Below are 12470 nucleotides of genomic sequence, written 5' to 3'. Positions count from 1 at the left end.
GGGTTACTGTTTTTTTCTTTGTAGTAAAGAGCTTTGTAAAGAGAGCGCTTTTTGTTCTGTTGTTAATAAGGAATGAATATGAACGTTTTCTGGACGAGGGACTATCGGATACATAAGATTTGTTGGAGAAGGGTGGTGCTCCGAGCCGGTTGGAGAATGAGGATCTGCATGAGTAAGTTTTCCATGAATACGTCTTGTAAATAAAATATGACCGATTTCGTGAGCGAGCGTATATATATTTTTCATAGGGGCAGCCGAATTTGTTAAAACGATATAGCCAGTAAGTTGCTGTTGTTTTGCTAAAGAATAAGCGCAGGCAATTACTGCTGTTTCTTTGAAATAATCACTGCCAATATAACAAATATAAAGGTCGCATTCAGGAGCTTCATTTACACATGTTTGGAAAAAGGATGCCAACTTTTCTTGACTTTGAATGGAATTTTTATAACTGATTTCACGGTCAAAAAAACGGAAAAGTTCATTTAATACAATTACTTCTTGAATTTGAAATGTAATGGGGTGCCAAATTGATTCTGCAACAGCTAAGTCTTTTGCGATACGGTCATCAGAAATATCGGCGCCGGGAGTAATGCAAATACATATATTGACGTATGGATCCATAAGGAACACCTCAAATGAAAAAAAGTTCTTCCTATAATATATGTGGGGAAAAGATGTCATGTATGGATAAACGCCTTCTTTATTGAATATATAGATGACAAGTCGAAAAAATTTCATAGTTCTATAACATGGTATGGTCGTCTTTTTGATATAGTAAAGGAAAGGGGGAGAATATATGTATACATTAAAAATCGTTTCAGACAGAGAAGCACTTTATCAATTTGCGAGTTATGTAAGAGTTGTACAAGGGGTTGAAGATGTATATGTAGAGGTGGGAGAACCTTTATATGAACATCCTTTAATGAAGTTTTATGTACATATTAAGCTGAAAGAAACATATGAGCAGCATAAAGCGTTACAGGAAATAGCAAGATTAGTAGAATTGGGTCGTTTTACATATGTCCATTATCGTAATGATGAAATTGAGGAAGCTTTTGAAGCTGTAAAATATGAAAGTTTTAAGAAATAAAGATGAAAAAATGGAGGCGAAAGCTTCCTTTTTTTCTTTAAAATTACATGAACAAAAAGAGAGAAATTTTGTTATGATAAGGGAGGTTAGGGAAAGGGGAATTTACATATGGGGTATATTGAAGAGTTACGAAAAGTCGTTGGTACAAGACCGCTTATTCTCGTAGGATCAGCAATCATTATATTAAATGATAAACAAGAAGTATTGCTTCAATATCGTTCAGATACATATGATTGGGGTGTACCTGGCGGGGCGATGGAACTAGGTGAAACGACAGAAGAAACGGCACGTAGAGAGTTATTTGAGGAAACGGGGTTAACTGCAAAAATAATGCAATTTCTTGGTGTTCTATCAGGAAAAGAAGTATATTTCCGTTATCCGAATGGCGATGAAATTTTCAATGTCATTCATCTGTATCAGGCACATCATGTGAGCGGGGAATTAAAGCTCGATCATGAAGGGTTGAAACTTCAATATTTTCCAGTAGATAAGTTGCCAAAATTGAATGAAACGACAGAGAAAATTTTGCAAAAGTTTTTATATGCACTGACAGAATAGAAGGTTAATTCCTTCTATTTTTATTATATGAAATATTTTGATTTTTTAGTATGTTTATAGTATGATAGTTATAGATATACATCTTATGGAATTTCACCTAAAAACTTACTAGGGTACATAAGAGAGGGGCAAGTACAAAATGCATAATGTTGTTATTACAGCTGCAGTTCGTTCGCCAATTGGAACTTTTGGAGGAGCGCTAAAAAATGTAACGCCAGTAGAATTAGCTGTTCCTGTACTTCAGGAAGCTGTAAAACGAGGCGGGGTAGAACCACATGAAGTTGATGAAGTAATTTTAGGTCATTGTATTCAAAGAACTGATGAAGCAAATACGGCGAGAACAGCTGCATTAGCGGCAGGATTTCCTGACACAGTTACGGGATATACAATCCAACGTCAATGTTCTTCAGGTATGCAAGCAATTATGTCAGCTGCAATGCAAATCCAATTAGGTGTAAGTGATGTTGTTGTTGCAGGTGGAGTAGAAGCGATGAGTTCGAGCCCTTATGCATTGAAACAGCACCGCTGGGGACAACGTCTACAGCACGGAGAAATTCGTGATACGGTGTGGGAAGTGTTAGAAGATCCGATTCACCATATTATGATGGGTGAAACAGCGGAAAATTTAGTTGAACAATATGAAATTACAAGAGAGGAACAAGATGAAGTTGCTCTTCGCAGTCATACATTGGCACTGAAGGCAATCGAGTCTGGACACTTTGACGATCAAATTGTTCCTATTACAATAAAAGAACGTAGAAAAGAAGTAGTATTTTCGAAGGATGAGCATCCACGTGCAGATATTACAGCGGAAAAATTAGCAGGGTTAAAACCAGCATTCCGTAAAGATGGGTCTGTAACTGCAGGTAATGCATCTGGCCTGAATGACGGAAGTGCAGTTCTAGTATTAATGAGCGAAGAAAAAGCAAAAGAAAAAGGCTTACAACCGTTAGCTAGAATTGTTGGATATTCAGTAGCTGGAGTAGACCCGAAAATTATGGGTATTGGACCAGCACCAGCAATCCGAAAAGGATTAGAGAAAGTAGATTGGTCATTAGAAGATGCAGATTTACTGGAAATTAATGAAGCTTTCGCGGCTCAATATTTAGCTGTAGAGAAAGAGTTAGGCTTAGACCGTGAAAAAGTGAACGTAAACGGTAGTGGCGTAGGACTTGGGCATCCAATTGGTTGTACAGGGGCTCGTATTACAGTAAGTTTAATTCACGAATTAAAAAGACGTGGTTTAGAAAAAGGAATTGCCTCTTTATGCGTTGGTGGCGGTATCGGGGTTGCCTTATTTATAGAAGCACTATAAAAAAGAAGCAGCTATTGCTGCTTCTTTTTTTATGACTCAAATAGATGATGGAATAATCGATCGCGATTTTCAAAGAAAAGTTTCGTCGTTTGATAATGCTCGGTTTCTTCTAATGTGGATTCGTGAATCCCCTCTTGTGTTAAAGAGTATATAGTAGATTCAGGGTAAGCCATTAAAATAGGAGAATGCGTCGCAATAACAAATTGTGAACCTTGTTCAGCTAGTTCGTGCATTCGAATGAGCATGGAAAGTTGTCTCATCGGTGATAGAGCTGCCTCAGGCTCATCTAAAATGTATAAACCTTGTCCTGAAAAACGATTCATAAATAAGGAAAAGAATGATTCACCATGTGATTGTTCGTGTAGTGAAACGCCGCCGTAAGATTTTATAGCATCTATTTCATCAATATAAGAAGCAACGTTATAAAATGATTCAGCGCGAAGAAAGAAACCGTCGTTTGGTGTATTGAAACTTTTTGAAATTCGAAGGTATTCATGTAAAGATGAATGTGAATCGTTTGTGCTAAAGCGGAAATTCTTCGTTCCACCTTCTGCATTAAAACCTAACGCAATTGCAATTCCTTCAAGTAATGTTGATTTACCCGTTCCGTTTTCTCCAATAATGAATGTTACATTTGGATGGAAAGCTAGTGATTGTAATGTTCGGATAGCGGGTAAGCAGTAAGGATATGCGGAAAAACTAGGGATATTTTCTTTTTTTAATGTGACATTTTGTAAAAAGGGTACGTCAATCAATATATAAACCTCAATTCATAACGGATTTTGAATCTAAAAAGGCAGCAAATACAAGTGTTAATAACACCTGAATCCCTTCTTGTTTTCTGAATATTTATGTGGATTATATCATTTAAACTATCATATTCCAATGTGAAAATAAATATTGCATGAAGTTCCATTCTCTCGTTATGATATATGGTATTCTACTGAAAATGTGAGAAGGAGTTAAAGTATGCCGTTTACATTTGCACATCCAGCAGCAGTTCTCCCTTTTACGAAAAAGTATTCTAAACATATTTCAGTAACGGCTCTTATATTAGGTAGTATGTCGCCTGACTTTGAATATTTCTTACACTTTAGACCGTATGGTGTAATTGGGCATACGTGGCTGGGGTTCTTATATTTAAATTTACCACTTGTCTTCTTATTAGCATACATATATCATTACATTTTAAAAAAGTCTTTTATAACACATTTACCTAAGCCATTTGCTGGCTACTATACATATGCAGTAGACAAGGGGTGGGGTCTTCATACATGGAAGGATCTTTTTGTATTTTGTTATTCAGCATTATTCGGTATGTTAACGCATGTTGTTTGGGATGCATTCACTCATAAGACAGGCTATTTTGTTATGAAAATACCATTATTGCAAAGAGAATGGTACGGTATCTCTGTTTATAAATATATGCAACATGGAAGTACATGTATTGGTTTTCTATTATTAGCATACGTTTTATGGAAGCATAGAAATGAAATGGGTAAAGACTTTATTTTAGCTTCGGAAAAAAGAAAGTATTGGATTTCAGTAATTGTTGTGGCAACTATTATATTTATCGTGTATGTGTTCCTAGATCCCTATTTTCATATTTTCCAAATTGGAGGTATAATAGTATCTGGACTGACAAGTTCATTTTGTGGACTTTTCATTGTTTCTATAGTTTACAAAGCAAGGGATTAATTTTATATTCATGAATGATAGCGTTAGGAGAAATGAAATGATGAAAGCATGGAAAAGTATTTTTGTTTTATGTAGTTTTCTTCTTATGTTAAGTGGTTGCTTCCATCAAGAAGAAAAGAAAGCTGAACCGAAGAAGAAAGAATCTATTCCTGAAACAAAAGAATATGGTGGGCGTGAGCTGAAAAAAGTAGGACAAAAAGTGAAAGAAACAGGCTGGGGTACTTTCATGTTAGAGCAGATGCATTCTGTGAATCAAACATTTGAAGTAGCGCCAATGAAAATTCACGTACAAGATGTGAAAGTAATCTCTTTATCACAGATGAGTGAAAAGGCAAAAAATACATTGAAAGTATACACGGCACTAACTCCTGAAGAAGTAAAACGTAGATTAGGGGATAAAGTAAGCCAAGAAGATGCAGAATTATATGCATCGCTAAGTGGAACAGAGATTAGTAATACAATTCGTTACGTTGAGATTACATATAAAGTGGAGAATAGCGGAAATAAAAATATGCAATTTTTCTCTATGAATGATGTTATAATTAATGGTAAGCAACATTTTAAAGTAGCGACTCAAAACTTTTTATATGACGAAGATACGTTAGTTGGTACAAAAAATGTATCAAGAGAAGACTATAAGCCTGGTGAAACAAGAGATGGGATTATTGGTTTAATACTTGACGATGGAAAAGACAAGGTAAAGGATATTCAGTTTATAACTGATGATTTACTTGCAGGAGATTCAGAAACACAAGATGTTGTAAAAGAGCCACAAACGTTTAATATCTCACTTTCGGAGTAATGTGTTTTTAAAATAATGTAAGACAAAACAGTCAGCACTCAAAAGATTATGCTGACTGTTTTTTTATTTCTTTTATGTATGAATCTACATTTTGAAAAGGTACCTTAATTTTAAACGCATCTTTTTGTTTATTAAATTGCTTTTCATTATAGGGACCGAAACGTTTATTGTGCTTTACGTCAATAATCCAATAATGTTCACTTTTTTTATTTGCAATTGCTGCGTCAGGGTTATTTGGATCTGATTTTTCCTCAGTTTGTTTTGCAATAATGTATTTATCATCCCAAGCAATGTCTGTAATTTTTGCAGGGATGTATTGTGTGGCATATACAGCATCTTGCGAGGGGAAAAGTTCAAATGCATTTCCAGAAGTACGTATGAGCTCGTATTCATCGTTAACCGTATAAGTTAAGTGACTTGTGTTTCCTGTACAACCAGTTAATAGGAAGGCGACGAATAGGATTATCCATTTTTTCAATATGGGAACCTCCTTTATAATGCTATTGTAACAAATTGTACAAGAAAAGTAAGAGAAACGCTAGTTTACAATGTTTTTTAGAAGTGGTACGATGAGACGGGTAAAGAAGGATATGAAGGAGTCGACATAAAATGAAGTTAAAGATGCATCGTCCAGCGCTTGTAATGAATCGCATAGGTGCTTCCCTAATTGACATGTTTTTAATCTCGGTTATGTATGGTGCAGTAGTAGCTATTATGACCGGAAACTATAGTGCTATGTTTAAGCGCTTTAATATAAGTTTAGGTGATTTTAGATATGATTTCGCAGTAGTTTTCATATTAATGGCGATATATTTTATTGTGTTACCCTTTATTTGGAACGGTGTTACACTTGGCAAAAAGGTAACGAGAATAAAATTAATTTCATTGAAGAGTGAAAAGCTAACGTTGCAAACATTAATTATAAGATTTTTTGTATTGTTATTGCCGAACGTATTGCTATTAGGAATTCCATTAATATGTAACGTATATATGATGTTGTTCCGCAAAGACAATTGCGGTTTTCAGGACTTAATTACAAAGACGAAAGTAATAAGTCTTGTATAATGAAAAAAGACCTTTTTATACATAAAATAAGAAGGTCTTTTTTTGTTATACTACAATTTATGTAATAATATCATTTCGGGTTTTAATAGATTGAAAATTAAGAAAATGTTATAATGATTAAAATAATATCTTTATATAATAAGGGGGAAATTGAAATGACTGGAGGTAGTGTAATCTTTTGGGGGATTTTAATTTTCATCGGTTTAGTTTTCGATCAGCGTAATAGTAGGAAAAAAGAAGGAGTAAAAAAGTAATCGCTTACAAACGAATGAGCAATTTTTCTTGCTTGCAGATTAATCTTATAAAGGAGTATACTGAATGACGGTAAGACTTATAGAAGGGGTAATGAAAATGAAGCTTGCAGGAAAAGTTGCTATCGTAACTGGCGGTGGCATCGGTATTGGACGTAATACAGCTCTTTTGTTGGCTAAACAAGGCGCAAAAGTTATTGTGACGGACATTGATCAAGAGAGTGGACAAGCAACAGTGGAGGAAATTATGAATCTAGGCGGAGAGGCACTTTTTGTATCCTATGATATGGGAAAGCAAGGAGATTGGCAACGCGTTATTAGCATTACTTTGAATGCATTCAGTCGCATTGATATGCTTTTTCAAAATGGTGGTTTATATAAAATAGATTCTATTTTTTCTCGCCAACAAGAGAACGATTCCAATGTACTTTGTATTAATGACGTTTGGATAGAGATAAAACAATTAACGTCATCTTTTATGAAACAGCAAGAAGAAGTGGTGCTTAGTGATTTACCGATTTTCGGTATTATTAGCACGAAAGGACAATCATTTCATACAGTAGAAGCCCTAGTATAATAATGAAAACCGCCCTCAATATATGTGGACGGTTTTTTTGTATGTTATATAGAAGGAAATTTCTTTAGCGAATACGTTGTTCTGTTTGGCTGTCAAAGAAATGCGCTTTATTTAAATCAAATGCCAATTTAATTTGATCTCCAGGTGAGAATATATGTCGTGCATCAACACGTGCTGCAAAATCTTGATTTCCAAGTTTCATATATAAAATAGATTCAGCACCTAACAATTCAGCAACTTCAATTTTTGTTGTGAAAGTAGTAGATTGTGAAGCTTCTAAAAATAGTAGTTCATCATGAATGTCCTCCGGGCGAATACCTAAAACAATTTCCTTATTTACATAGCCTTGTTCACGTAGCATCTTCATTTTTCCTTCAGATACTTTGATTTTTATGGTATTGTCTATAACGAAATCGGTTTCAGTCAATTTACCACGGAAGAAGTTCATCGCTGGTGACCCGATAAATCCACCCACGAAAATGTTTTCTGGTGTTTCATATACTTCTTTTGGAGTTCCAATTTGTTGAATCTTTCCATCCTTCATAACGACAAGACGCGAAGCCATAGTCATTGCTTCTGTTTGGTCATGTGTTACATAAATTGTTGTTGTTCCAAGGCGATGATGTAGCTTAGAAATTTCTGAGCGCATTGCAACACGGAGTTTAGCATCTAAGTTTGATAATGGTTCATCCATTAAGAAAACTTTTGCATCTCGAACGATTGCTCTACCTAACGCAACACGTTGGCGTTGTCCACCTGATAATGCTTTCGGTTTTCTATCTAAATATTGTTCAAGCCCTAAAATTTTTGCTGCATCTTTCACACGACGATCGATTTCATCTTTTGGTATTTTTCGAAGTTTTAATCCAAATGCCATATTATCATATACACTCATATGTGGATAAAGAGCGTAGTTTTGGAAGACCATTGCGATATCTCGATCTTTTGGAGGAACATCATTCATTAGTTTACCATCAATTGAAAACTCGCCTTTTGAAATATCTTCGAGTCCAGCTACCATTCGTAATGTTGTAGATTTTCCGCATCCAGAAGGACCGACAAATACGATAAATTCTTTATCTTGAATGTGTAAATTAAAATCGGTTACAGCTGTTACGTTATTATCATATATCTTATAAATATTTTCTAATTTAAGTTCTGCCATGGTATTTCCCCCTAGAAATAATTATGCAAACGTTTTCTTTGAGTTCATTATAAACGAATAGATTCAAAAAATAAATAAAAAAATAAAACGTTTTCATTTATTGAAGAGTTATTAGTAATTTTCGTATGTTTTCTTAGAAAAAGAACAATAAAAATTGTAAGCGCTATTTTAAATTGAGATAGAATCTGTTATCATTCATTAATGAAAACGTTTGCGCCTTAAAAAAGAGAAAAATGAATTATGAATGAAATGGGGTAGCATAATGGAAAAACAATGGTGGAAAGAAAGCGTAGTATATCAAATTTATCCTCGTAGCTTTATGGATAGTAACGGTGATGGTATAGGAGATCTTCAAGGGATTATTTCAAAGCTAGATTATTTAAAAGAGTTAGGGATTGATGTGATTTGGTTATCACCAGTCTATGAATCTCCAAATGATGATAATGGTTATGATATAAGCGATTATTGTAAGATTATGAACGAGTTCGGAACAATGGAAGATTGGGATGAGCTATTACATGAAATGCATGAACGTAATATGAAATTGATGATGGATTTAGTTGTTAATCATACATCTGATGAACATAAGTGGTTTATTGAATCACGTAAATCAAAAGATAATAAATATAGAGATTACTATATATGGCGTCCTGGAAAAGAAGGGAAAGAACCGAACAACTGGGGAGCTGCTTTTAGTGGGTCTGCATGGAAGTACGATGAAATGACGGATGAATATTATTTACATCTGTTTTCTAAAAAACAGCCGGATTTAAACTGGGATAATGAAAAGGTAAGACAAGATGTTTATGAGATGATGAAGTTTTGGTTAGAAAAAGGAATTGATGGATTCCGCATGGATGTGATCAATTTTATTTCTAAAGAAGAAGGATTACCAACTGTTGAAACAGATGAAGATGGCTATGTTTCAGGTCATAAACATTTTATGAACGGTCCAAACATTCATAAATATTTGCATGAAATGAATGAGGAAGTATTATCGCATTATGATATTATGACGGTTGGTGAGATGCCAGGTGTAACGACAGAAGAAGCCAAATTGTATACTGGAGAAGAACGAAAAGAGTTGCAAATGGTATTCCAATTTGAACATATGGATTTAGATTCAGGAGAAGGTGGAAAGTGGGATGTAAAACCATGCCCACTTCTTACTTTAAAAGAGAATTTGACAAAGTGGCAAAAAGCATTAGAGCATACCGGATGGAATAGCCTTTATTGGAATAACCATGATCAGCCTCGCGTTGTATCTCGTTTTGGTAACGATGGAATGTATCGCATTGAATCAGCAAAAATGTTAGCGACAGTTCTTCATATGATGAAGGGAACGCCATATATTTATCAAGGTGAAGAAATCGGAATGACGAACGTTCGATTCCAATCAATTGATGAATATCGAGATATTGAAACGTTAAATATGTATAAAGAAAAAGTGATAGACCATGGTGAAGATATAGAAAAAGTAATGGAGTCTATTTATATAAAGGGTCGTGATAATGCTAGAACTCCGATGCAGTGGGATGATCAGAATCACGCTGGATTTACAACAGGTGAACCTTGGATTACTGTAAATCCTAACTATAAAGAGATTAATGTGAAACAAGCAATCCAAGATGAAGGTTCAATTTTTTATTACTATAAGAAATTAATTGAGCTACGCAAAAATAATGAAATAGTTGTATATGGATCATATGATTTAATATTAGAGAATAATCCTTCTGTTTTTGCTTATGTAAGAACATATGGAGACGAAAAACTACTTGTTATTGCAAACTTTACTGCGGATGAAAGTGTATTTGAAATGCCTGAGGATATTAGTTATAGTGAATCAGAATTATTTATACACAATTACGATGTAGAAATCGGATCGATAGATAACATTACATTACGTCCGTATGAAGCGATAGTATTCAAATTGAAATAAGAAAAATCCTTATGCCACCTTGGCATAAGGATTTTTTGGATTACCATTTTAATATGGAGAATCCATATGGAGGAAGTGTAACTTGTAATACAATTGCTTCCGCTGAAAATTCTTCATTTGTATAAATGTTAATTATTTTCTTACCAGTAACATGAAGAGGGAGTGAAACTGTAACTTCACTATTAGTAGGGTTTAAAACGAAAAAGATAGTTTCATCCTCATATGTTTTCGTATAAGAAATATAATTATGTTCATCATTTGCTTCGATGAATTGAAAAGTACCATGTCCTCCAAAAGCTTCATGTTGTTTTCGTAATGAAATCAATGTTTGTATATGTGTAAATAATGCATGATCTTGTTCTTTAGTATCCCAAATCATACATTTACGGCAATCGGGGTCCATACCACCATCCATGCCGATTTCATCTCCGTAATAAATGCATGGAGAGCCGATGAAAGAAAGATGGAATACATAGAGCAATTTCAACTTATTTTTATCTCCGTTGCAAGTTGTTAAAATTCTTGGAGTATCATGGCTATCTAATAAATGAAAGGCTGCTTCATTTACATTCATAGAGTAGGAATGTAGAGATTCTGTAATTTGCTTCATGAACTCACTTGCTTTAATGGAATCGTTAGCAAAGTAAGAAAGTAGAGCGTTTGTAACAGGGTAGCTCATGACAGCATCAAATTGATCGCCTTGTAGCCATGGAAGGGCATCGTGCCAAATTTCTCCCAAAATATATACTTCAGGATTTAATGTCTTTATTTCAGTTCGGAATTCTCTCCAAAAATTGTGATCGACTTCATTTGCGACATCAAGGCGCCAGCCATCTATATTAAATTCTCGTACCCAATAACGTCCTACTTCAAGTAAGTATTCTTTTACATCTGGATGAGCTGTATTTAATTTAGGCATATACGGTGTAAAGGCGAAAGTATCATAATTTGGAAGTGGCTCGGTTATAATTGGGAATTCATGAATGTGGAACCACTCTTTATATGCGGACTTCTCACCGTTCTCTAGTACGTCTTGAAATTTCTCGAAAAAGTATCCACTATGATTAAACACAGCATCGAGCATTACTTTTATACCGTGCTTATGACATTCTTCAACGAGCTCTTTGAAAGTTTCTTTCGTCCCAAATTGTGGATCAATTTCCATATAGTCAATTGTGTCATATTTATGGTTTGAATGAGCTTTGAAAATAGGTGTGAAATATATTCCGGAAATGCCAAGCTTAACAAGGTAATCAAGGTTTTGAATAACACCAGCAAAATCTCCACCGAAAAAATTAGTTGGAGTTGGATTCGTACTTCCCCAGGGAAGAGTGTTTTCTGGATTCAGCGTACTATCGCCATTAGCGAATCGTTCAGGGAAAATCTGATACCAAATGGTGTCTTTAATCCAAGATGGTGCTTTGAATACATCATCTGCATGAATAAATGGAAAACAGAAAAAGTTACCAACATCATCATTTGGAATGTTAGAAAAGAATCCTCGCTCTGTATAAATAAGAGTGTCTGTTTCAGATTTTAATTCAAACCCATAACGTAAGCGCTTAAATTTGGGTTCGATTGAAATGGACCAATAATCAAATAATGCAGTAGAACCCGTTTTTTTCATGGGTGTACTTGATGATATCCATTTCCCGTCTTTCCATTCGTAAGGATCACCGTAAATAAGATCGGCGCTTTGAATATCATCTCTCTTAGTACGTACTCGGATGTGAATTGTTTGTTCATCATAAGCGTATGCATAATTATCTTTCGGCCTATGATAAATGGCTTCTTTAAACATATAGAAAATCCCCCTTCAATATCTCTATACATAGTATTCCCTTAAGTGTAATAATAAAGCCTATATTGCAAACGATTGCCTTTCTCGTAGCTTTAATATTGCTTATAAGAGTAGTATTCATTTCATATAAAGTCAATGTATAAAGAGTATAATGACATAATTTTTAAATTAATATTTGCAAAATGAATAAAAGAATGTATAATGATAGA

Annotated in this window: 14 protein-coding genes; 9 read left to right on the top strand and 5 right to left on the bottom strand. The window is 34.5% G+C overall.

What is annotated here, in order from left to right; genetic code table 11:
• Positions 1 to 3: 3 nt before the first annotated feature.
• A complete protein-coding gene (locus tag NZ044_RS19825; RefSeq protein ID WP_000371606.1) occupies positions 4 to 621 on the bottom strand; it encodes an ImmA/IrrE family metallo-endopeptidase in 618 nt (205 codons plus the stop codon).
• Positions 622 to 796: 175 nt separating this feature from the next.
• On the opposite strand from NZ044_RS19825, the gene NZ044_RS19820 reads away from it, so the two are divergent.
• From NZ044_RS19820 to NZ044_RS19810, 3 genes are all read left to right on the top strand, one after another.
• Positions 797 to 1090, top strand: a complete 294-nt coding sequence (locus NZ044_RS19820) for a DUF3928 family protein (RefSeq protein ID WP_000288330.1) — start codon at positions 797 to 799, stop codon at positions 1088 to 1090.
• Positions 1091 to 1198: 108 nt separating this feature from the next.
• Positions 1199 to 1648 (top strand): NUDIX hydrolase, encoded by a 450-nt coding sequence (locus NZ044_RS19815; protein WP_002005651.1) that lies wholly within the window; start codon positions 1199 to 1201, stop codon positions 1646 to 1648.
• Between the two features lie 139 nt (positions 1649 to 1787).
• The gene (locus tag NZ044_RS19810; protein WP_000552075.1) at positions 1788 to 2963 is read left to right on the top strand and encodes an acetyl-CoA C-acetyltransferase; all 1176 of its coding nucleotides are present in this window, start codon (positions 1788 to 1790) and stop codon (positions 2961 to 2963) included.
• Between the two features lie 29 nt (positions 2964 to 2992).
• Here NZ044_RS19810 and NZ044_RS19805 read toward each other — a convergent pair whose 3' ends face one another.
• The gene (locus NZ044_RS19805) at positions 2993 to 3718 is read right to left on the bottom strand and encodes an AAA family ATPase (RefSeq protein WP_000568001.1); all 726 of its coding nucleotides are present in this window, start codon (positions 3716 to 3718) and stop codon (positions 2993 to 2995) included.
• Between the two features lie 214 nt (positions 3719 to 3932).
• On the opposite strand from NZ044_RS19805, the gene NZ044_RS19800 reads away from it, so the two are divergent.
• Together NZ044_RS19800 and NZ044_RS19795 are read left to right on the top strand one after the other, a co-directional pair.
• Entirely contained in the window at positions 3933 to 4661 is a 729-nt protein-coding gene (locus NZ044_RS19800; protein ID WP_016077286.1) for a DUF4184 family protein, read from the top strand.
• A 37-nt stretch (positions 4662 to 4698) separates the two neighbouring features.
• Positions 4699 to 5463, top strand: coding sequence for a hypothetical protein (locus tag NZ044_RS19795; RefSeq protein WP_000973902.1), 765 nt, complete (start codon positions 4699 to 4701; stop codon positions 5461 to 5463).
• 46 nt (positions 5464 to 5509) lie between these two features.
• On the opposite strand, the gene NZ044_RS19790 is transcribed toward NZ044_RS19795, so the two are convergent.
• Positions 5510 to 5941: a DUF3997 domain-containing protein gene (locus tag NZ044_RS19790; RefSeq protein WP_000758794.1), complete on the bottom strand. Its 432-nt coding sequence runs from the start codon at positions 5939 to 5941 to the stop codon at positions 5510 to 5512.
• 131 nt (positions 5942 to 6072) lie between these two features.
• Between NZ044_RS19790 and NZ044_RS19785 the strand changes: the two genes are divergently transcribed.
• The 3 genes from NZ044_RS19785 to NZ044_RS19775 all read left to right on the top strand — a co-directional run bounded on the left by NZ044_RS19785 (position 6073) and on the right by NZ044_RS19775 (position 7356).
• On the top strand, positions 6073 to 6528 hold the full coding sequence (locus NZ044_RS19785) for an RDD family protein (protein WP_000769078.1): 456 nt from the start codon (positions 6073 to 6075) through the stop codon (positions 6526 to 6528).
• 155 nt (positions 6529 to 6683) lie between these two features.
• Positions 6684 to 6782 carry a hypothetical protein gene (locus NZ044_RS19780; RefSeq protein WP_000145659.1) on the top strand — a complete coding sequence of 33 codons (99 nt, stop codon included), beginning with the start codon at positions 6684 to 6686 and terminating at the stop codon, positions 6780 to 6782.
• 64 nt (positions 6783 to 6846) lie between these two features.
• Positions 6847 to 7356, top strand: a complete 510-nt coding sequence (locus tag NZ044_RS19775) for an SDR family NAD(P)-dependent oxidoreductase (RefSeq protein ID WP_000218411.1) — start codon at positions 6847 to 6849, stop codon at positions 7354 to 7356.
• 64 nt (positions 7357 to 7420) lie between these two features.
• On the opposite strand, the gene NZ044_RS19770 is transcribed toward NZ044_RS19775, so the two are convergent.
• Positions 7421 to 8521, bottom strand: a complete 1101-nt coding sequence (locus NZ044_RS19770; protein WP_000818934.1) for an ABC transporter ATP-binding protein — start codon at positions 8519 to 8521, stop codon at positions 7421 to 7423.
• A 262-nt stretch (positions 8522 to 8783) separates the two neighbouring features.
• On the opposite strand from NZ044_RS19770, the gene malL reads away from it, so the two are divergent.
• On the top strand, positions 8784 to 10460 hold the full coding sequence (gene malL, locus NZ044_RS19765; protein ID WP_086390512.1) for an oligo-1,6-glucosidase: 1677 nt from the start codon (positions 8784 to 8786) through the stop codon (positions 10458 to 10460).
• 40 nt (positions 10461 to 10500) lie between these two features.
• Here malL and NZ044_RS19760 read toward each other — a convergent pair whose 3' ends face one another.
• Positions 10501 to 12261 (bottom strand): alpha-glycosidase, encoded by a 1761-nt coding sequence (locus NZ044_RS19760; protein ID WP_118961565.1) that lies wholly within the window; start codon positions 12259 to 12261, stop codon positions 10501 to 10503.
• Positions 12262 to 12470 lie beyond the last annotated feature (209 nt).

Source organism: Bacillus sp. FSL K6-1338 (assembly GCF_038006965.1).
Classification (GTDB): domain Bacteria; phylum Bacillota; class Bacilli; order Bacillales; family Bacillaceae_G; genus Bacillus_A; species Bacillus_A thuringiensis_S.
Note: the sequence above shows the minus strand (reverse complement) of the source record. Positions and strands in the feature narration are given on the sequence as shown.

What these genes read in the sequence shown, in the direction of transcription:
- NZ044_RS19825 (WP_000371606.1), bottom strand. Translation starts at nt 621, where the DNA reads ATGGATCCATACGTCAATATATGTATTTGCATTACTCCCGGCGCCGAT.
- NZ044_RS19815 (WP_002005651.1), top strand. Translation starts at nt 1,199, where the DNA reads ATGGGGTATATTGAAGAGTTACGAAAAGTCGTTGGTACAAGACCGCTT.
- NZ044_RS19770 (WP_000818934.1), bottom strand. Translation starts at nt 8,521, where the DNA reads ATGGCAGAACTTAAATTAGAAAATATTTATAAGATATATGATAATAAC.
- NZ044_RS19800 (WP_016077286.1), top strand. Translation starts at nt 3,933, where the DNA reads ATGCCGTTTACATTTGCACATCCAGCAGCAGTTCTCCCTTTTACGAAA.
- NZ044_RS19795 (WP_000973902.1), top strand. Translation starts at nt 4,699, where the DNA reads ATGATGAAAGCATGGAAAAGTATTTTTGTTTTATGTAGTTTTCTTCTT.
- NZ044_RS19780 (WP_000145659.1), top strand. Translation starts at nt 6,684, where the DNA reads ATGACTGGAGGTAGTGTAATCTTTTGGGGGATTTTAATTTTCATCGGT.
- NZ044_RS19775 (WP_000218411.1), top strand. Translation starts at nt 6,847, where the DNA reads ATGACGGTAAGACTTATAGAAGGGGTAATGAAAATGAAGCTTGCAGGA.
- malL (WP_086390512.1), top strand. Translation starts at nt 8,784, where the DNA reads ATGGAAAAACAATGGTGGAAAGAAAGCGTAGTATATCAAATTTATCCT.
- NZ044_RS19785 (WP_000769078.1), top strand. Translation starts at nt 6,073, where the DNA reads ATGAAGTTAAAGATGCATCGTCCAGCGCTTGTAATGAATCGCATAGGT.
- NZ044_RS19820 (WP_000288330.1), top strand. Translation starts at nt 797, where the DNA reads ATGTATACATTAAAAATCGTTTCAGACAGAGAAGCACTTTATCAATTT.
- NZ044_RS19810 (WP_000552075.1), top strand. Translation starts at nt 1,788, where the DNA reads ATGCATAATGTTGTTATTACAGCTGCAGTTCGTTCGCCAATTGGAACT.
- NZ044_RS19760 (WP_118961565.1), bottom strand. Translation starts at nt 12,261, where the DNA reads ATGTTTAAAGAAGCCATTTATCATAGGCCGAAAGATAATTATGCATAC.